Consider the following 19,512-nt stretch of genomic DNA (forward strand, 5'->3'; position numbering starts at 1 on the left):
CCCGCGCCGGGAGGGCTGCGCCCGCGGCCGCCTCACGCCCGGCCGGTGCCGGCTCCGCTCAGCGCAGGGTCGCGACCATCGTCTCCGCGTCGCCGCGATCGGCCACCGCGCTGAAGCCCTCGCTCCGGTAGAGCCGGCGAGCGAAGTTGTCCGTCGAGACGTTGAGCGAGATCCGGGCGTAGCCGGCGGCGCGCGCCTGGTCCAGGGCGGCGCGGAGCAGCCCGCGGCCGATCCCCTGCGCGCGCCAGACCGGGCGCACCCCGAGGGTCAACTCCGGGACTCCCGGGGCGACGAACCCGCGGCCCGGCGTCGTCGCGCTGAAGAGCCGGAACCAGCAGGCGCCGATCCGCTCGCCGTCGACGGTCTCGGCGACGGAGCCGAGGTCGCCGGGGCGGGGCCAGCCGGCGACGTAGCGCCGGGTCGGCTCCTCCTCGAGGACGTCGATGCGGGTGCGGGCGGTCGTCCAGTTCCAGTTCGCCGCGTCGACGAGCATGTCGGCGAGGAAGGGGGCGTCCTCGCGGCGGGCGGGGCGGATCGAGTGCTCCATGCGCGGTCTCCGTGGGGGATCGGGTCTGGCATGCGGTGCGGACGGGGGCGCCCGCGAGCGGGCGGTGGGGCGGGACCGGAGCGTCGGGGGCGCTCCGCCCGGCGGGTCACGCCTCGATGACGAGGGGCACGATCATCGGGCGCCGGCGGTAGGTGGTGTTGACCCAGCGGCCCACCACCCGGCGGATGCTCTGCGAGAGCGCGTGCTGATCGCTCACTCCGCTCTGCACCGCCTCCTCGAGGGCCTTCGCGATCCGAGGCTTCACGTCGTCGAAGACGCTGTCGTCCTCCGCGAAGCCCTTGGCGTGGATCTCGGGACCGACGACGATCCGGCCGGTGCCCGCCTCCACCACGACGATGATCGAGATGAAGCCCTCCTCGCTGAGGATGCGGCGGTCCTTGAGGTCGGCGTCGGTGATCTCGCCGACGGACGAGCCGTCGACGTAGACGAAGCCGAGGTCGAGCTGGCCGGCCACGGTCACCACGCCGTCGCGGAGGTCGAGGACCGTGCCGTCCTCGGCGATGATCGTGTTCTCCGGCTTGATGCCGGTCGCCTGAGCGAGCTTCGCGTTCGCGACCAGGTGGCGGTACTCGCCGTGCACCGGCAGGACGTTCAGCGGCTTGAGGATGTTGTAGCAGTAGATCAGCTCGCCGGCGGCGGCGTGACCCGAGACGTGCACCTTCGCATTGCCCTTGTGCACGACGGTGGCGCCGAGCTTGGTCAGGCCGTTGATCACGCGGTAGACGGCGTTCTCGTTGCCGGGGATGAGGCTCGACGCGAGGATGACCGTGTCGCCCTCGCCGGGCTGGATCTGGTGATCGAGGTTCGCCATCCGGCTGAGCACCGCCATCGGCTCGCCCTGGGAGCCGGTCGACATGTAGACGATCCTGTCCTCGGGGATGTCGCCGGCCTTCTTGACGTCGATCAGCACGCCCTCCGGCACCTTGAGGTACCCCAGGGTGGCGGCGATGCCCATGTTGCGGACCATCGAGCGGCCGAGCAGCGCCACGCGGCGTCCGTTCGCGTGCGCGGCGTCGAGCACCTGCTGCACGCGGTGCACGTGGCTGGAGAAGCTCGCCACGATGACCCGGCGGGTCGCCTTCGCGATCACGCTCTCGATCACCGGGCCGATGTCGCGCTCGTTCGGCGTGAAGCCGGGCACATCCGCGTTGGTCGAGTCGACCATGAAGAGGTCGATGCCCTCCTCGCCGAGGCGGGCGAAGGCGCGGAGGTCGGTGATGCGGCCGTCGAGCGGGAGCTGGTCCATCTTGAAGTCGCCGGTGTGCAGCACCGAGCCCGCATCCGTGATGATCGCGACGGCGAGGGCGTCCGGGATGGAGTGGTTGACGGCCACGAACTCGAGCTCGAACGGGCCGAGGTTCTCGACGTCGCCCTCCTTCACCGTCAGCGTGTACGGCTTGATCCGGTGCTCCTTCAGCTTCGCCTCGACCAGCGCGAGCGTCAGGGTCGAGCCGATCAGCGGGATGTCCCGCTTGAGCTTCAGGAGGTAGGGGACGGCGCCGATGTGGTCCTCGTGACCGTGGGTCAGCACGACGCCGACGATGTCGTCGAGGCGGTCCTTGATCGGGGTGAAGTCGGGGAGGATCAGGTCGACGCCCGGCTGGTTCTCCTCCGGGAAGAGCACGCCGCAGTCGACCACGAGGATCTTGCCGTCGATCTCGAAGATCGTCATGTTGCGGCCGATCTCGCCGAGGCCGCCGAGCGGGACGATCCTCAGCGTGCCGGCCTCGAGCGCGGCGGGAGTGATCACGGGACTGGGCATGCGCCCTCCTCTTCCTCGGTCGGGAGTCGTCCGTGCCGCTCGTGCGGCGTCAGCGTGTGGTGCCGGCGACCTTCGGCAGCGCGCCGCCCGCGGCCGCGTTGCGGTCGGGCCGGAAGTTGCGGAAGTCGACGCCGGGGATGTCGCGGACGAGGCCGAGCTCGTCCTCGATCAGCGCGGCCTCGGACTCCTCGGGGCCGACCAGCGGCAGGCGCACTCGGGGCGAGGAGATGCGGCCGAGGCCGTGCAGGATGTACTTCGCCGCGACGGTGCCGGGGACGTGGGTCATCACCGCGCGCACGAGCGGCTCGAGCTGCTGGTGCGCGAGGGTGGCGGCCCTGAGGTCGCCGGAGTTCACGGCGTCCACGATGGTGCGGTACGGCGAGGCGGCGATGTTGGCGGTGACGCCGATCAGGCCGGTGGCGCCGATGGCCAGCTCGGGCAGGACGTTGGCGTCGTCGCCGCAGAAGTACATCAGGTCGGTCTGGTTGAGGACGCGGCTGACCTCGGAGAGATCGCCCTTGGCGTCCTTCACGGCGAGGATGTTGGGGTGCTTGGCCGCGCGGAGGATCGTCTCATAGCGGATGGGCACGCCGGTGCGGCCGGGGATGTCGTAGAGGATGACCGGGAGATCGGTCACGTCGGCGATCATCCGGAAGTGCGTGAGGATGCCGGCCTGGGTGGGCTTGTTGTAGTACGGCGTGACGATCATGTTGCCGTCGGCGCCGGCCTTCTCGCTCTGGCGGGCGAGCTGCATCGCGTGCGCGGTCTCGTTCGAGCCGCCGCCGGTGATGATCTTGGCGCGACCCGCGGCGACGGACTTGCCGACCTCGACGAGCCGGATCTTCTCCGGGTCGGTGAGGGTGCTGGTCTCGCCGGTGGTGCCGGTGACGACGATGCCGTCCGCGCCCTTCGCGATGCAGTCGTCGATGTGCTTCTCGACGCCGGGCCAGTCGACCTCGCCGTCGGCGGTGAACGGGGTGACCAGGGCGACCAGGACCTGGCCGAAAGGATTCTCCGGAGTTGACACGAGCCCAGGGTATCGGGTCGGCGGTCGGCGGCTGGAGCGGGCGGCGCACTCCCCGGCTGATCGAGGAGCTCGGAGCCGTCCTGCTGACGACGGCGGGTCTCGATACGCCCCTCCGGGGCTACTCGACCAGCATGAGTCGCCGGCCCCCGGGGCTACTCGACCAGCATGGATCGCCGGCCCGTCGAGGTACTCGACCAGCAGGGAGGGGCGAGTTGAAACTCTCGTCGTTCTTGCTGATCGAGTAGGCCGCGCAGCGGGCGTATCGAGATCCACCTGCGTCCGGACGCGGGTCTGCAGACCCTCCGTGCTGACGACGGTGGGTCTCGATACGCCCCTCCGGGGCTACTCGACCAGCATGAGTCGCCGGCCCTTCGGGGCTAGCCGACCAGCAGGGATCGCCAGCCCCCCGGGGCTACGCGACCAGCGTGGATGCGGGGCTACGGGGCGACGCGGCCGTTCGCGGTGAAGGCGGCGGCGGTGAGGGGCATGAGCTGCTCGAAGTGCTGCTCCATCTGCTCGGCGGCCATCTCGATCTCGCGCTGCGGGAAGGAGGGGAACGTCGAATCCTCGCGCTTGGTGCGCAGGGAGAGGAAGTTCATCAGCGAGCGGGCGTTCAGCGTCACGTACATCGAGGAGTAGATGTTCAGCGGCAGGACGATGCGGGCGACCTCGCGGGCGACGCCCTCGCCGAGCATCCGCTGGTAGGCCTCGAAGGCCTGGGTGCTGGCGCGGCGGGTCTCGGCGACGACGAGCTCGGTCTGCTCGGGGGTGCCGGGCTCGAAGGAGTAGGCGCCGGGCTTGCCGACCTGGACGAGGTTGCGCTGCGGGCCGGGCACGTAGAAGACCGGGCGGAGCTCGCGGTAGCGGCCCGATTCCTCGTTGTAGGAGGCGATGCGGTGCCGCATGAACTCGCGGAAGACGAAGATCGGCGCCTGCACGTAGAAGGTCATCGAGTTGTGCTCGAAGGGCGAGCCGTGGCGGTCGCGCATCAGGTAGTTGATCAGGCCGCGGTCGCGCTTGCCCTGCAGCTCGCTGTCGGCCGACTCCTCGTCGAGGGCGCCGGCGAGGGTCTTCTCGCCCTGCGTCGAGACGCGGGCGGCGAAGAGCACGTCGGAGTCGTGGGCACTGGAGCGGACGAGCTCGACCACGACATCGGAGCGGAAAACGGGGCTGTCGGGTTCGCTCTGCTCGGTCACGGCTTCGACGATAGACCCTGACGCAGTTCGCAATGAACGGGCCGCGACGGCACTCGGCGCCTACCGTGATCGCGTGAACCCTCTCCAGATCGCGGCCGCCCTGCTGGGACTCGTCGCGCTCGGGACCGCTCTCGGGCTGCTGCGCCGGCGCGCTGCCGGGCGTGTCCGCGCGCGGCCCGCCGCCTCCGCCGAGCGGATCGACCCGGCCGCGCTGATCGACGGCGCGGTCCTCGGCCGGCGAGCGACGATCGTCCAGTTCTCCACCGACTACTGCGCGCGCTGCCCGGCGGTGCACCGGATGCTCGCCGACGTCTCCGGCGGTCGCGACGGCGTCGTGCACCTCGACGTCGACCTGACCCGCCGCGCCGACCTGGCCGACCGCTTCCGCATCCTGCAGACCCCGACCCTGCTGGTGCTCGACGCCGACGGCGTGGCTCGCAGCCGCATCGCCGGCGCTCCGGCCCGCGCCGTCGTCCTCGCCGAGCTCGACCGACTGGAGACAGCATGACCACCACCCCGCCCGCCGGCTCCGTCGATCCGCGCGGACCGCGCTTCGCCGCCTCCGTCACCGCCGTGCTGCTGCTCGCGACCGTGGGGCTCGGCCTCGCGGCGCCGGTGCCGGCGGACTCCGCCGCCCGACTCGTCCAGCCCGGATTCCTGCTGCTCGCGCTCCTCACGGCGCTGTTCGCCTGGTCGGCCGCCCGCGGTGTCGGCTCGGGGCCCTGGGCGGTCGTCTTCCGCCGCCTCATCCGGCCCCGCCTCGCGCCGCCGTCGGAGTGGGAGGACGCCCGCCCGCCCCGCTTCGCCCAGCTGATCGGACTGCTCGTCACCGCCGCGGGCGTCGTCCTGCACCTCGCCGGAGTGCCCGGCGCGGTCCCCCTCGCCGCGGCGATCGCCTTCCTCGCCGCCTTCCTCAACGCGGCCTTCGGCCTCTGCCTGGGCTGCGAGCTCTACCTCCTCCTGGTGCGCGCCGGGGTCCTCGGCCGCACGGCCGGCTCCCGGGCCTGAGGCCCTAGGCTGAATCCCGCTTCGCGGGCGGCCCGCGACGGGCCTCGGGAGGCACCATGAGCGATTCGACCGCACGGCACTCGGACCAGGACGGGACCGGCACCGCCGGCGACTCCCCCCGGCGCTCCACCCGCACCGCCGCACCGCGGCCGGCCGTGCTGCCCGACGACGCGTCGAGCCCGGAGACCGCCCCGCGTGAACAGCAGGAGAGCACCCCCGCCGGTCCCCTGCGGGTGCTGATCTCGGGCGCGAGCGGGATGATCGGCTCGGAGCTCGTGCGCCAGCTGCGCGGGGACGGGCACCAGATCTTCCGCCTGGTCCGGCACGCCCCGACCAGCCCGGACGAGTTCCACTGGGCGCCCGCCTCGCACATGCTCGACTTCAGCGTGCTCGACCGCGTCGACGCCGTGATCAACCTCTCGGGCGCCTCGATCAGCCGCCTGCCGTGGACCTCCTCCTACAAGCGGGAGATCCTCGACTCGCGGGTGCAGGCCACCCAGACCATCACCGACGCGATGCGGATGGCCTCCACTCCCCCGTCGATCCTGCTGAACGCCTCGGCGGTCGGCTTCTACGGCGACCGGCCGGGCGAGGAGCTGACCGAGGAGTCCGCGCGCGGCGAGGGGTTCCTCGCCGACGTCGTCGAGCGCTGGGAGCAGGCCGCCCTGCTCGCTCCCGAGACCGCGCGCGTCGTGACGGTGCGCACCGGGCTCGTGCTCGGGAACGGCGGTGCGCTGAAGCCGCTGCTGCCGCTGACGAAGCTGGGACTGAGCGGCCCGCTGGGCGGCGGACAGCAGTACTGGCCGTGGATCAGCCACTACGACGAGGCCGCCGCCATCCGGCACCTGCTGACCTCGTCGCTGTCCGGCCCGGTCAACCTCGCCGGGCCCGAGGCCGCGACGGCGAACGAGGTCATGAGCACCCTGGCCGAGCTGCTGCACCGGCCGTTCAAGCTGCCGGTGCCGGAGAAGATCATCGAGCTCGCACTGCGCGACGCGGGGCACGAGCTGCTGCTCTCGAGCCAGCGGCTGGTGCCGCAGCGGCTGCTCGACGACGGCTTCGTCTTCCGGCACCGCACGGTGGCCGAGGCGCTGCAGGCGGTGCTGGCGGACTGAGCGCCGCCGATCAGGCGGGCTGCTCGTGCTCCAGCGCGATCGAGCGCCGGATCGCCCCGCGGGCGCGCTTGCGGTCGCCGCTGGCGTCGTAGGCGAGGCCGAGCCGGTACCAGGCGCGCCAGCTCTCGGGGTGCTCGTCGACCTCGGCCGCGTAGCGCGGGAAGAGCGCGTCGGCCTCCTCGCGGTCGAGTCGGCCGGTCGCGCTCGACTCGAGGACCTCGGACGGCAGGGCGTCCTCCGACTCGAGGCGGCGGGCCAGCTTCTCGGCGCGCACGCCGAAGGAGACCTCGCGGACGAGTCCCCAGACGCCGACTCCGCCCAGGACGAGCAGACCGACGCCCATGACGATGCCGGGGGCGGTGCCCGCGGCGAAGGCGACGAACGAGTACTGCAGGCAGACGAAGAGGTAGAGGGCGAGGAGGACCGCCATCAGGCCGACGCCGATGCGGGTCCTCACGGGGTGCTCGTCGCGGCCGCGGCCTGGCCCGAGGGGGCGTCGTCGCTGATCGCCGGCTCGTCGCGGACCTGCTCGGCCAGGGGTGCGGCGTCGAAGGCCGCGCGGAGGTCGATCAGCGCGTCGAGGCCGACGACGACTCCGGTGGTGCTGCGGACGGCGTCGAGGGCGCGGAGGATGCCCGCCTCGTAGGAGGCGGACGACGTCGTGTCGTGGCGGATCGTGACCGTCTCGCCCGTGCCGCCGAAGACGACCTCCTGGCGCGCCTCCACGCCGGGCAGCCGCAGGCTGTGCACCGGGATGCTCGCCACCTGCTGACCGCGGGCGCGCTGGTCGGTGTGCGGGGCCTGGACGGGGCCGAGCTCGGCGCGCGCGCGGAGCAGCAGCTCGGCGGTGCGCACGGCGGTGCCGGAGGGCGAGTCGACCTTGCGGGCGCCGTGGGTCTCGACGATCTCGACCGCGTCGAAGAAGCGCGCCGCGACGGTGGACAGCGCGGTGGCGAGGACGGAGCCGAGCGAGAAGTTCGGGATGATCACGACGCCCGCGCCGGGCTGGGCGTCGACGCTGCGGCGGAGCGCCGCGATGCGGTCGCCGGTCCAGCCCGAGGTGCCGACGAGTACCTTCCTGCCGTTGGCGACGGCGAGGTCGACGATCTGCTGGCTGACCGCGGGGAGCGTCATGTCGACGACGACGTCCGCCGCGAGCATCTCGCGCGGGTCGCTGCGCGAGCCGAGCCGGGCGACGAGGTCGAACTCCTCCGAGGCCTCGAGGAGCGAGCAGGTGAGGGAGCCGAGTTTGCCGGTTGCACCGACGACGGCGACGGAGGTGGTCACCGTGCCAGCCTAACGATCGCGGGCGGGGCGGATCTCGATACGCCCGCTGCGCGGGCTACTCGATCAGCATGCAGCGCGGCCCCTGCTGGTCAGGCAGTCCCGGAGGGGCCTCTTTCCCTGCTGGTCGAGCAGCCCCGGAGGGGCGTATCGAGACCCACCGTCGCCGGCACGGCGGGTCTGCAGACTTCTGTTCTGACGCTGGCGGATCTCGATACGCCCGCTGCGCGGGCTACTCGATCAGCATGCAGCGTGACCAATGCAGGTCGGGCAGTCCCGGAGGGGTTTCTTTCCCTGCTGGTCGAGTAGCCCCGGAGGGGCGTATCGAGACCGACCGTCGCCGGCACGGCGGGTCTGCAGACCTCTGTTCCGACGCTGGTGGATCTCGATACGCCCGCTGCGCGGGCTACTCGATCAACATATGGCGCGCAGCTTCCCTGCCGGACGGCGGGGTCAGTAGGACTGGGCCTCGGGGAGGCCGGTGCGCAGCTCGACGGGGAGGTGGGCCAGGTCGTTGTGGACGACGAGGACCGGCGGCTTGCGCGAGCGGACGCGGATGATCGTGAGGCCGCAGTTGGCCTGGTTGACGCCCAGCCAGCGCCAGTCCGGCGCGTCGAAGACGTGGCGGACGAACCAGCCGATGACGAAGTTGTGGGTGATCAGAAGGTCGTGGCGGTCCTCGCGCGAGGGGGCGAGGAACTCGGCCACGGCGTCCTGCATCTGCGCGTGCCCGGCGTCGATCTCGGCCGGGGTGACGCTGCCGAAGAACGGCTCGAAGGCGCGCGGCATGTCGGGCGTCGGCCCGGAGGGGATGCAGTCGAAGAGCAGCGAGGACGGCTCGATCGACAGCCCGGGCAGCACCGCCCGGAACCGCGCGGCGGTCTCCTCCGCTCGGCGCAGCGGCGAGTGCCAGGCCCCGGTGAAGGGGACGCCGCCGAGCCGCTCGGCGATGAGCCGGGCCTGGCGCTCGCCCCGGGCCGAGAGCGGGCCGTCGGGCATGCCGTGCTCGGCATCCTGCTGCTCGCCGTGGCGGACGAGGTAGATGTAGTGGGACACGGAGGTCCTCCCTGGTGCGGCGCGACGGTGCGCGGTCAGCGGGCGTTCGTGGAGCGGATCAGGCCGCGGGAGTGGTCTCGATCTCGGCGATGCCGGCGAAGGTCGACTCCTCGACCGCCCCGACGGCCGAGATCGACGACGGCCCCCTGGCCAAGTCTGCCGCGAGTGCCTGGACGTCCTCCGCGCCGACGAGCGCGAGTCGGCGCAGGCTCTCGTCGAGGTCGACGAACTCGCCGAAGGTCAGCTCGGAGCGGCCGAGGCGGGACATCCGGGTGTCCGAGTCCTCGAGGGCGAGCGCCGCCGCGCCGGAGAGCTGGCCGCGGGCGCGGGCGAGCTCATCGGCGGTGACGCCGTGCTCGGCGAGCCGGGTGAACTCGGTCAGCAGCAGCTCGGCGACGGTGCCTGCCTTCGACGGCGTGCAGGCCGCGTAGAGGCCGAAGAGGCCCGCGTCGGAGTAGGACGGGGCGAAGGAGTAGACGGAGTACGCGAGGCCGCGCTTCTCGCGCACCTCCTGGAAGAGGCGCGAGGACATGCCGCCGCCGAGGATCGAGTTCAGCACGCCCATCGTCATGCGCCGGTCGTCCGCGGCGGCGAGGCCCGGGAAGCCGATCAGCAGGTTGGCCTGCTCGGTCGGGCGGTGCACGATCGAGAGCGGCGTGCCGCGGGTGAACGCGGCCGAACCGCCGACACGGCGCTCGACCGGAGCGGACGGCGTGCTGAGGTCCCAGCCGTCGGCGGCGAGGACGCGCTCGAGCTGGGCGACGAGCACCTCGTGGTCGACCGCTCCCGCGACCGTGACGACGAGGTCGCGCGGGCGGTAGGCGGCGCGGTAGTGCGCCCAGACGGCGTCGCGCGTGGCCTCGCCAATGATCGCGGGGGTGCCGCCGATCGGGCGACCGAGCGGGTGGTCGCCGAAGACGGCCTCGAAGAGCCGCTCGGAGGCGACGTCGGCCGGGTCGTCGTCGGCCATCGCGAGCTCCTCGAGGATGACCCCGCGCTCGGTCTCGAACTCGCCCGGGTCGAGCAGGCTCGAGGTGACCATGTCGCCGATGACCTCGACCGCCATCGGCAGGTCGCGGTCCTGCACCTTGGCGTAGTAGCAGGTGTACTCCTTGGCGGTCAGCGCGTTGTGCTCGCCGCCGACGGAGTCGAACGCGACGGCGATGTCGAGCGCCGACCGGGTGCCCGTGCCCTTGAAGAGCAGGTGCTCGAGGAAGTGCGTGGAGCCGAAGTTCGACGGCACGGCGGGCCGGCCGTCGACCGCGGGCAGGGCCGGCGCCTCGTCGCGCGAGCCGGCCGCGACCCAGAAGCCGATCGTCGCGCTGCGCGCCCCGGGCATCGACTCGCTGAGGATGCGGACACCGCTGGAGAGGACGGTCCGGCGGACCAGCGAGCCGCCGGCGGCTCCGATGGTCGTCTCCGGCTGTTCGAGAGGGAGTGCGACGCCGTGGTTCATCCGGCACAGCCTAGGCCACCCGCACCGGGTGATCCCTGCGCGACCCGTCAGCGGCGGGCCCGCTCCAGGGCGGCCAGGTGGCCGGCGTCGAGCTCGAGCGAGACGGCCCGCACCAGGGCGTCGACCTCGGCCGGCGAGCGCGGGGCGACGGCGGCCGCGGTCACTCCCGGCCGGGAGAGCAGCCAGGCCAGCGCGACGGCGGCCGGGGCGGCCGAGAGCTCGGCGCCGATGGCGTCCAGGGCGACCAGCACGCGTCGTCCGCGCCGCCCCACGTGCGCGGTGGCGAGGGCGCCGTCGGGGAGCCGGCCGAGCTGCCGGCGACCGCGGGCGACGCCGTCGAGGAAGCCGTGCGCGAGCGGTGCCGTGCAGAGCAGCGAGAGGCCCTGGCCGGCCGCGACCAGGCCGAGGTCCCCCTCCGCCCGGGCGTCGTCGAGGAGGCTGTAGGGCAGCTCGACGCCGGCGAACCGCGGGTGGCCGTGACCGGCGAGCACACGCGCCTCGAAGAGCTCCTCGGCGGCGAAGCCCGAGGCGACGGCGGTGCGGACGAGACCGCGCGCGATCAGCACCTCGACCGTGCTGAGCAGCTCGTCGAGGCGGCCGGCGCCGTCGGGGCGGACCGCGAGGACGTCGAGGCGCTCGGCGCCGAGGCGCCGCAGCGACTCCTCGACCCGGGTCATCAGGGCGCGCGGGGTGGCGGCCTCGAAGGGGGAGGCGCCGAAGCGGCCGAGCAGCCGGAACCGGTCGCGGTCGCGGTGGCCGGCCAGCCAGCCGCCGATCCGGTCCTCCGCGGCGGTGGGGACGGCGGTGTCGGCGACGACGACGCCGTCGCCGCCCCAGGCGGCGAAGCGCTCGAGCACCTCCGGCCCGCCGAGGTCGTGGCGCGCGAGCGCGGCGGCGTCGAGGACGAGCGGGAACAGGGTCGCGGTGGTGTCGCCGAGAGTGCGCTGGAGCGACGCGGGAGCGACGACGGGACGGGTGTCCGCCAGCGGCGGATGGAGGGCGGTGCCGCGCGCACTCCGCGCGGCCGACACGGCCTTCACCCTCACCACTCGCCCACTCCCCCGCGGCGGTCCGGGTCCGCCAGCACCGAGAGTATCCGAGCCCGGTCGGCGCCCCGCGGGGCGCTCAGGAACGCTTCACCAGATCGTTACACGGAGTTCCCCGGCGGCCTCGCGCGGGTCGTCCGCGCCGGTGCGGCGACTCCTCGGGCGTCGGTGGTGGCGGCTAGATTCGGGCCATGGAGCCCCTCACCCCGACCCCCGCGACCCCCTGGTGGACGAGCGCGGTCGTCTACCAGATCTACCCCCGCTCGTTCGCCGACTCGAACGGCGACGGGTTCGGCGATCTCGGCGGCATCCGCGCGCACCTCGACCACCTCGCCGACCTCGGCGTGGACGTCGTCTGGCTGTCGCCGGTGTACCCGTCGCCCCAGCACGACAACGGCTACGACATCTCGGACTACCAGGACATCGATCCGCTGTTCGGCTCGCTCGAGGAGTTCGATCTGCTGCTCGCCGAGGCGCACGAGCGCGGGATCAAGCTGGTGATGGACCTCGTGGTGAACCACACCAGCGACGAGCACGCCTGGTTCGTGCAGTCGCGCTCCTCGCAGGAGGACGCGAAGCGGGACTGGTACTGGTGGCGCCGCGGGCGCGAGGGAGCCGGGCAGGAGTCCGCGGCTCTCGCGCCAGGCGCCGAGCTCGAGGCGACCACGGAGGCGGGCCTCGACGTCGCCGAGCCCAACGGCTGGCGCTCCTACTTCTCCGGGCCGGCCTGGACGCTCGACCCGGCGACGGACGAGTACTTCCTGCACCTCTTCGCGGTGCAGCAGCCCGACCTCAACTGGGAGAACCCGGAGGTCCGGCAGGCCGTGCACGCGATGATGAACTGGTGGCTCGACCGCGGCGTCGACGGCTTCCGGATGGACGTCATCAACCTCGTCTCGAAGAACGTCGACGAGATCGACGGGCCGGGCGGCGGCTCCGGGATCGTCGGCGGGGTCGGTCCCCGGCTGCACGAGTACCTCCGCGAGATGAACGAGGCGGTGTTCGCCGGGCGCGACGCCGCGCTGATGACGGTCGGCGAGATGCCGGGCGTCACACTCGAGGAGGCGGTGCTCGTCACCGATCCGGAGCGGCGCGAGCTCGACATGGTCTTCCAGTTCGAGCACGTCGGGATCGACCACGGCGTCGACAAGTTCCACCCGGTCCCGCTCGACCTCGTCGCCCTGAAGGCCAACCTCGCCCGCTGGCAGGACGGGCTCGCCGAGCGCGGCTGGAACAGCCTCTACCTCGGCAACCACGACCAGCCCCGGCTGGTGTCCCGCTTCGGCGACGACGGCGCCCGGCGCTACGAGTCGGCGACGCTCTGGGCGACGCTCCTGCACCTGCAGCGGGGCACGCCGTACATCTACCAGGGCGACGAGATCGGCATGACCAACGTGCCGTTCGCCGGCATCGAGGACTTCCGCGACGTCGAGTCGCTGAACTACTACGCCGAGGCGGTCGAGGAGCGCGGCGAGGACCCGGAGCAGGTGCTCGCGGGGCTGCGCGCGCAGAGCCGCGACAACGCGCGGACGCCGGTGCAGTGGGACGGCGGGCCGCAGGCCGGCTTCACGACCGGCGAGCCGTGGATCCCGGTCAATCCGAATCACGTCGAGGTCAACGTCGCGGCCGACCGGGCCTCGGAGCGCTCGGTGTTCGAGTACTACCGCGCGCTGATCGCACTGCGCCACGAGGACGAGACGGTGCAGCTGGGCCGCTTCGCCCTGCTCGAGGCCGAGCATCCGACGCTCTTCGCGTTCACCCGTACCGGGGCGAGCGAGCTGCTCGTGGTCGGCAACGTCTCGGGCGAGCCACTCGAGGTCGCGCTGCTCGAGGAGTGGGTCGGCGCCGAGACGGTGCTCGGCAACGTCGCGGGAGCGTCGGGGTCGACGCTCGGGCCGTGGGAGGCGCGGATCCTGCGGCGCTGACACCGGGCCGCGCCCCTGCTCGAGCGGGGGCGCGGTCCAGAGGCGAGTGCGGCGAGGCGCCGCTCAGGCGGACGCGCGGTCGAGCTGGGCGATCTCGCTGCGGGTGATCGGCAGCGTCGCCGCGCCGAAGATCGATGCCAGCTCTTCGGCGCCGCGGGCGCGCACGATCACGGCCGAGACCTCTTGGTGCGCGAGCACCCAGGCGAGCGCGGCGGTGCCGGGGTTGCTGCCGTGCGCCTCCGCGACCTCCTCGAGCGCCGCGAGCACCTTGTTGCCGTGCCGGCCGACGTAGTCGAGCGCGGCCTCGAACATGACCGACTCGGGCTCGTCGGAGCGGTGCCGCAGCCGGCCGGTGAGATAGCCGCTCGCGAGCGGCAGGCGGGCGAGGGTGCCGAGGCCCTGGCGGAGCACCTCGGGGGCGACGTCCGCCTCGTAGTGCTTGCGCTCCATCAGGTTGTACTCGGCGATCACCGCGGTGAAGGCGGGCAGGCCGAGCTCGCGGGCCGCCTCCTCCGCCTCGGCCAGGGCGGCGCCGCTGAAGTGGGCGGCGCCGAGGGCGCCGACCGAGCCGTTCTCGATGAACGGGGCGACGGCGGCGAGGCTCTCGGCGATCGGGACCTCGGGGTCCTCGCTGTCGAAGGAGAGCAGGTCGATCCGGGTGCCGAGCCGCTCGAGGCAGCCCTCGATCGCGATCCGGACGTCCTCGGCCGCGAGGCCCGGGGCGTCGGGGTGACGGCCGACCTTGGTGGCGACGAGGAGCTCGTCGCGCCGGGTGCTCTGCTCGAGCCAGCGGCCGATCATGTACTCGCTGCGCCCGGTGGCGTAGTGGTCGGCGGTCGAGATCAGCGTGCCGCCGAGCTGCGCGAACGCGTCGAGCACCTCGGTGGTCTCGTCGATGCTCGCGGCCCAGCCGAAGACGGAGCCGTCGAGGGCGACCGGGTGCACGGGCAGACCGGTGGCTCCGAGGAGGCGGGGCGGAAGGGGCGTCTCCGGCGCGAGGGCCGGGGGCGTCGAGTCGGTCACGGGGTCCTCCGGTCGGGGCGGTGCGACGGCACGGTCCCGCCACCGTACCCCAGGAACGACGGACGGCCCGACGCCGATCAGACCGCCATCACCCCCGGGGAACGACGGACGCCCGCCCCACCGGAGTGGGACGGGCGTCGGTCGTGCGGGAGGGATCAGCTCTCGGCGGGGACCTCGACGGGCGCCTCGGCGTCCTCGGCCACGACGGGCGCGAGGGACAGCTTGCCGCGGTCGTCGATCTTGGTGATCGAGACGAGCAGCTTCTGGCCGACTCCGAGGACGTCCTCGACGTTCTCGACGCGCTTGCCACCGGCGAGCTTGCGGACCTCGCTGATGTGCAGCAGTCCGTCCTTGCCGGGGAGGAGCGAGACGAACGCGCCGAAGGTCGCGATCTTGACGACGGTTCCGAGGAACTGCTCGCCGACCTCGGGGTTGGTCGGGTTCGCGATGGCGTTGACCTGGGCGCGAGCGGCCTCGGCCGACGGTCCGTCGACGGCGCCGATGTAGACGGTGCCGTCCTCCTCGATGGAGATGTCGGCGCCGGTCTCGTCCTGGATCGCGTTGATCGTCTTGCCCTTGGGGCCGATCAGCTCGCCGATCTTGTCGACGGGGATCTGGACCGAGATCACGCGGGGCGCGGTCGGGGCCATCTCGTCGGGCTGGTCGATGGCCGCCGTGAGCACCGCGAGGATCGTGGTGCGGGCGTCCTTGGCCTGCTTGAGCGCGGCGTCGAGGACCGACGACGGGATGCCGTCGAGCTTCGTGTCGAGCTGGATGGCCGTGACGTACTCGGAGGTGCCGGCGACCTTGAAGTCCATGTCGCCGAGCGCGTCCTCGGCGCCCAGGATGTCGGTCAGCGCCGCGTAGCGGGTGTGACCGTCGACCACGTCGGAGACGAGGCCCATCGCGATGCCCGCGACCGGGGCGCGCAGCGGCACACCGGCGTTGAGGAGCGACAGGGTCGACGCGCAGACGGAGCCCATCGAGGTGGAGCCGTTGGAGCTGAGCGCCTCGGACACCTGGCGGATCGCGTAGGGGAACTCCTCGCGGCTCGGCAGCACCGGCACGAGGGCGCGCTCGGCGAGGAAGCCGTGCCCGATCTCGCGACGCTTCGGCGACCCGACGCGGCCGGTCTCACCGGTCGAGTAGGGCGGGAAGTTGTAGTGGTGCAGGTAGCGCTTCTTCGTGACGGGCGACAGCGAGTCGATCTGCTGCTCCATCTTGAGCATGTTCAGCGTGGTGACGCCCAGGATCTGGGTCTCGCCGCGCTGGAAGATCGCCGAGCCGTGGACGCGCGGGATGACCTGCACCTCGGCGTCGAGCGGACGGATGTCGGCCAGGCCGCGGCCGTCGATGCGGACGCCGTCGCGGAGGATGCGGCCGCGGACGACCACCTTCGTGACGGACTTGTACGCGGCGCCGACCTGCGAGTAGGCCTCGGCGGAGAGCTGACCGGACGCGATGCGCTCGGCGATCTGCTCCTTGACCTTCGCCTTGAGGGCGTCGTCGGCGTCCTGACGCTCGACCTTGTCGGCGATCTGGTAGACGCGGACGAGCTCGTCGTAGCTGAGCTCGGCGACGTTGTCGTAGGTCTCCTGCGCGTAGGGCAGGAAGACCGGGTAGTCCTTGACCGGCTTCGCGGTCTCGGCGGCCAGCTTCGACTGCGCCTCGACGAGCGCGCGGAGGAAGGGCTTGGCGGCCTCGAGGCCCTGGGCGACGACGGCCTCGTCGGGCTTGGTGGCGCCCGCCTTGATGAGGTTCCACGAGACGTCGGTGGCCTCGGCCTCGACCATCATGATGGCGACGTCCGAGGAGCCGTCCTCGTTGGTGACGACGCGGCCCGCGACGGTGAGGTCGAAGACGGCGTTCTCGAGCTGCGAGGCCTTGGGGAAGGCGACCCACTGGTCGGCGCCGGAGCCGTCGGACATGAGCGCGAGGCGCACACCGGCGACGGGGCCCGAGAAGGGCAGGCCGGAGATCTGGGTCGAGGCGCTCGCGGCGTTGATCGCGAGGGCGTCGTAGAACTCGTCGGGCGCGATGCTGAGGACCGTGATGACGATCTGGACCTCGTTGCGCAGGCCCTCGACGAACGAGGGGCGCAGCGGCCGGTCGATCAGACGGCAGACCAGGATCGCCTCGGTGGAGGGGCGGCCCTCGCGGCGGAAGAACGAGCCGGGGATCTTGCCGGCGGCGTAGGAGCGCTCCTCGACGTCGACGGTCAGCGGGAAGAAGTCGAAGTTGTCCTTCGGGTTCTTCGACGCCGAGGTGGCGGAGAGGAGCATGGTGTCCTCGTCGAGGTACGCGGCGACCGCGCCCTGAGCCTGCTGCGCGAGGCGGCCGGTCTCGAAGCGGACGGTGCGGGTGCCGTACGAGCCGTTGTCGAGAACGGCTTCGGCGAATGTGATTTCAGGACCTTCCAAGAGGTCTGTCTCCTTAACGTCTGCAGCGGCACCCCTCTGGGCGCCGGCGTTCGTCGGAGCGGCATGACGGTCAGGAATCGCACGCGATCCCACGGCAGGGCTTCGCGCCGTGCCGTCGTGTGGAGGGCGTTCGTGCTGGCCACCAGTAGAAGGGCTCCGGGTCTGCCCGACATCGGCCAGTCTGCTGTTGCACTGCCTGATGTCGCGAACCGGGACTCCACCACCGAGGACCAGCTTCCTGCCGGCCTGCTCCGTGGTTCGAACCCGATGACGACCGGCGGTCGCTCCCGGATTCGGAACCGGTTCATGCTATCAGTGCGGGCCCCGATCGACCAGGAACCGCGGATCCGCCGCGCGGCTCCGGGCCGGGAGCGCTGCCGGGCGACTACCAGATCGTGCCGGCCCCGACGGTGATCGCCGCGAGCATCAGCGCGCCGAGCACGAGGCCGACGACGGCCCGGGTGACGCCTGCTCCCCGCCGCGCGCCGCCCTTGACGAGGCCGACGACACCGAAGACGACGGCGAGCACGTCGAGCGGACCGCCGAGCAGGAGGCCGATGAACAGCGGGATCGGGGTGAGGAGCACGCCGAGGATCCCGAGCACGAGCGACGCGGTCGCAGCGGCGTTGCCGACGGCGGGTGCCGCGGGCGCCAGCGGCGCGAGGTGGCCGGTCCAGGCCCGGCCGTCCCAGTAGCGCTGCGTGCCGGCCATGCCCGGATCCGGATACCAGCCGGGCGGCGGACCGACGGGGGCGGGGCTCCCCCAGAACTCGGCCGGTGACGACGGACCCTGCGGCCCCGCGCCGTCAGCCACGGGTCTCGTGCATCAGCAGCTGGACGCGCAGGCCGCCCTTGGACTTCACGATCCGGGCGGGGATGCGCGGCTGCTTGCCGGCCTCGGTGAGCCGGGCGAGCGCGGCCTCGACGACGTTCTCGAGCCCGCGGGGGACGTAGCCGACGAGGTCGCTCGGCCGGTGATTCGCGAAGAGGCGGACCGGCATCGGCGCGTCGGTGCGCTCCTCCTCGATCGTGCGGCGCGGGATGACCGCCGTGATCTCCTCCTCGCCGAGGGCGTGCACGCGGGCCAGCTCGTCCTGGTGCGGGAGGGAGTCGGCGACGCCGAGGAGGGTGTCGCCGCGCTTGGACTTGGGCCGCAGCTCGTAGTCGTAGTCGTCGAGCTTGCCCGAACCGCGGTCGCCGGCGGGCAGGGGATCGGAGTCGGAGCGGCCGAACGAGAAGAGCTTCATGACTCCATCATGGAGCGCCGGGGCCACCCGTGTCGCGGCGCGCGCCCCGCCCGGCCGCCGCCGCCCGGCCGCCGCGCTCAGGCCGCCGAGCGCAGCATCCGCGCGATCGCCACCAGCACCAGCGCGAGCACGATCGCGACGAAGCCGACCAGCACCGGCACGGCGGGGAGGACGGCCAGCGCAGCGCCGATCAGGAGCACCGGGACCGCCAGCCCGATGTAGGAGGCGAGGAACATCCCGGCGAGCACCTCGCCGCGGGTCTCGTCGGAGGCGAGCGAGCCCGCGACGCCGAGGGCCAGGCGGAAGATCAGCCCGACGCCGGCGCCCGCGATCACGCCGCCGCCGATGAAGGCGGGCAGCACCACGGCGACGGCGCCCGCGGCGACGAGGGCGAGCCCGACGGTGAGGGCGACGGCCGAGAGGATCAGCGCGCGGCGGACGGGCAGTCGCGCGGCGGTCAGCTGGGCGACGGCGCCGGCGGCGAAGACGCCGAACGAGACGACGCCGGCCACCAGGTGCGAGGTCTCGCCGAAGCGGCCGGCCAGGAAGGTCGGCGCGAGCGAGGTGAAGAGGCCGAAGACGGCGAAGCCGGCGAACGCGCCGACAGCGGCTGACAGGAAGGTGCCGCGCGAGGCCGCGGGCACGGCGAGCCGCTGCGGCCGGTAGGCGGGCAGCTCCTCCCGGCGCTCGACGGTCTCGGGGACGAGGGCGACCGCGATGCCGAGCACGACGAGCAGCACGAGGAAGACCTCGTAGGGCACGACGAGCGGCCGGTCGACAGTCACGGCCAGGATTCCGCCGATCAGCGGGCCGAGCGCCAGGCCGCCGACGTTGACGAGGGTGGAGACGGCGCGCGAGGCGCCGGGGCCCTCCTCCGGCCGGGCGATCGCGCGGAGCTCGGAGAGGTGCGCGGTGGCGGTCGCCGTGAGCGCGCCGACGCCGATGCCGGTGAGCAGGCGGGCGACGATCAGGCCCGGCACGTCCGGCCAGAGCAGGAAGACGATGCTCGCGAGCACCTCGACGAGGATCGCGGCGAGCAGGATGCGACGCCGGCCGAGCCAGTCGCTGACGTGACCGGCGAGGAAGAGGCTGGCCACCACTCCGACGGCGTAGGCCGCGAAGATCACCGTCACGACGAAGGCGGGGAAGCCGTCGCGCTGCTGGTAGATCGCGTAGAGCGGGGTCGGCACGGTCGAGAAGGCCATCACCGAGAGGAAGGCGAGCGCGATCACCCAGAACCCGAGGTGGTGCCCGAGCTCGGGGCGGCGCGACCCTGGGCGGCGCGAGGAGGACGGCGTGCGGGCGGGGGTGCGCTCGGCGGGGATTCCGGTGGTCGGCATGCGCCCAGAGTGCTCCCCCCGATCGTCCACGTCCAACGG

At 72.7% G+C, this 19,512-nt stretch carries 18 protein-coding genes; 4 read left to right on the plus strand and 14 right to left on the minus strand.

The features are described 5' to 3' along the window. Nucleotides 1–58 precede the first annotated feature (58 nt). The 4 genes from HQQ86_RS07715 to thyX form a co-directional block, all read right to left on the minus strand. Nucleotides 59–547 carry a GNAT family N-acetyltransferase gene (locus HQQ86_RS07715; protein WP_173287591.1) on the minus strand — a complete coding sequence of 163 codons (489 nt, stop codon included), beginning with the start codon at nt 545–547 and terminating at the stop codon, nt 59–61. A gap of 106 nt (nt 548–653) precedes the next feature. Continuing rightward, nucleotides 654–2,330: a ribonuclease J gene (locus HQQ86_RS07720; RefSeq protein ID WP_173287592.1), complete on the minus strand. Its 1,677-nt coding sequence runs from the start codon at nt 2,328–2,330 to the stop codon at nt 654–656. Between the two features lie 49 nt (nt 2,331–2,379). Continuing rightward, nucleotides 2,380–3,357, minus strand: a complete 978-nt coding sequence (gene dapA / locus HQQ86_RS07725) for a 4-hydroxy-tetrahydrodipicolinate synthase (protein ID WP_173287593.1) — start codon at nt 3,355–3,357, stop codon at nt 2,380–2,382. A gap of 437 nt (nt 3,358–3,794) precedes the next feature. Further along, nucleotides 3,795–4,553, minus strand: a complete 759-nt coding sequence (gene thyX, locus HQQ86_RS07730; protein WP_123733946.1) for an FAD-dependent thymidylate synthase — start codon at nt 4,551–4,553, stop codon at nt 3,795–3,797. Nucleotides 4,554–4,626: 73 nt separating this feature from the next. Between thyX and HQQ86_RS07735 the strand changes: the two genes are divergently transcribed. From HQQ86_RS07735 to HQQ86_RS07745, 3 genes are read left to right on the plus strand one after another with little or no spacing between them, the layout of a single operon-like run. Next, a complete protein-coding gene (locus HQQ86_RS07735; RefSeq protein WP_173287594.1) occupies nt 4,627–5,061 on the plus strand; it encodes a thioredoxin family protein in 435 nt (144 codons plus the stop codon). After that, nucleotides 5,058–5,561, plus strand: a complete 504-nt coding sequence (locus HQQ86_RS07740) for a DUF4395 domain-containing protein (RefSeq protein ID WP_173287595.1) — start codon at nt 5,058–5,060, stop codon at nt 5,559–5,561. Before HQQ86_RS07735 ends, HQQ86_RS07740 begins: the two co-directional genes overlap by 4 nt. A gap of 56 nt (nt 5,562–5,617) precedes the next feature. After that, complete coding sequence (locus tag HQQ86_RS07745; RefSeq protein WP_173287596.1) at nt 5,618–6,676, plus strand: TIGR01777 family oxidoreductase; 1,059 nt, start codon at nt 5,618–5,620, stop codon at nt 6,674–6,676. A 10-nt stretch (nt 6,677–6,686) separates the two neighbouring features. Here the strand turns inward: HQQ86_RS07745 and HQQ86_RS07750 are convergent, their stop codons facing one another. The 5 genes from HQQ86_RS07750 to HQQ86_RS07770 all read right to left on the minus strand — a co-directional run bounded on the left by HQQ86_RS07750 (nt 6,687) and on the right by HQQ86_RS07770 (nt 11,503). Further along, the gene (locus HQQ86_RS07750; protein WP_173287597.1) at nt 6,687–7,133 is read right to left on the minus strand and encodes a hypothetical protein; all 447 of its coding nucleotides are present in this window, start codon (nt 7,131–7,133) and stop codon (nt 6,687–6,689) included. Continuing rightward, nucleotides 7,130–7,963 (minus strand): 4-hydroxy-tetrahydrodipicolinate reductase, encoded by an 834-nt coding sequence (gene dapB / locus HQQ86_RS07755; protein ID WP_173287598.1) that lies wholly within the window; start codon nt 7,961–7,963, stop codon nt 7,130–7,132. Before dapB ends, HQQ86_RS07750 begins: the two co-directional genes overlap by 4 nt. A 450-nt stretch (nt 7,964–8,413) precedes the next feature. Beyond that, complete coding sequence (locus HQQ86_RS07760) at nt 8,414–9,016, minus strand: histidine phosphatase family protein (protein ID WP_160090274.1); 603 nt, start codon at nt 9,014–9,016, stop codon at nt 8,414–8,416. Nucleotides 9,017–9,074: 58 nt separating this feature from the next. Continuing rightward, entirely contained in the window at nt 9,075–10,472 is a 1,398-nt protein-coding gene (locus HQQ86_RS07765; RefSeq protein ID WP_173287599.1) for a pitrilysin family protein, read from the minus strand. A gap of 47 nt (nt 10,473–10,519) precedes the next feature. Next, a complete protein-coding gene (locus HQQ86_RS07770; protein WP_173287600.1) occupies nt 10,520–11,503 on the minus strand; it encodes an aldo/keto reductase in 984 nt (327 codons plus the stop codon). A gap of 206 nt (nt 11,504–11,709) precedes the next feature. On the opposite strand from HQQ86_RS07770, the gene HQQ86_RS07775 reads away from it, so the two are divergent. Next, entirely contained in the window at nt 11,710–13,443 is a 1,734-nt protein-coding gene (locus tag HQQ86_RS07775; RefSeq protein ID WP_173287601.1) for an alpha-glucosidase, read from the plus strand. 63 nt (nt 13,444–13,506) lie between these two features. Here the strand turns inward: HQQ86_RS07775 and HQQ86_RS07780 are convergent, their stop codons facing one another. The 5 genes from HQQ86_RS07780 to HQQ86_RS07800 form a co-directional block, all read right to left on the minus strand. After that, nucleotides 13,507–14,466, minus strand: a complete 960-nt coding sequence (locus tag HQQ86_RS07780) for an aldo/keto reductase (RefSeq protein ID WP_173287602.1) — start codon at nt 14,464–14,466, stop codon at nt 13,507–13,509. Between the two features lie 155 nt (nt 14,467–14,621). Next, nucleotides 14,622–16,886 carry a polyribonucleotide nucleotidyltransferase gene (locus tag HQQ86_RS07785; RefSeq protein ID WP_159984320.1) on the minus strand — a complete coding sequence of 755 codons (2,265 nt, stop codon included), beginning with the start codon at nt 16,884–16,886 and terminating at the stop codon, nt 14,622–14,624. Nucleotides 16,887–17,271: 385 nt separating this feature from the next. After that, nucleotides 17,272–17,598 carry a DUF2510 domain-containing protein gene (locus HQQ86_RS07790; RefSeq protein WP_254071975.1) on the minus strand — a complete coding sequence of 109 codons (327 nt, stop codon included), beginning with the start codon at nt 17,596–17,598 and terminating at the stop codon, nt 17,272–17,274. A 94-nt stretch (nt 17,599–17,692) separates the two neighbouring features. Continuing rightward, the gene (locus HQQ86_RS07795; RefSeq protein ID WP_173287604.1) at nt 17,693–18,133 is read right to left on the minus strand and encodes a hypothetical protein; all 441 of its coding nucleotides are present in this window, start codon (nt 18,131–18,133) and stop codon (nt 17,693–17,695) included. 77 nt (nt 18,134–18,210) lie between these two features. Beyond that, nucleotides 18,211–19,473: an MFS transporter gene (locus HQQ86_RS07800; RefSeq protein WP_173287605.1), complete on the minus strand. Its 1,263-nt coding sequence runs from the start codon at nt 19,471–19,473 to the stop codon at nt 18,211–18,213. Nucleotides 19,474–19,512: the final 39 nt, after the last annotated feature.

Origin of the sequence: Rathayibacter sp. VKM Ac-2857 (assembly GCF_013205025.1) — a bacterium.
Taxonomy (GTDB): domain Bacteria; phylum Actinomycetota; class Actinomycetes; order Actinomycetales; family Microbacteriaceae; genus Rathayibacter.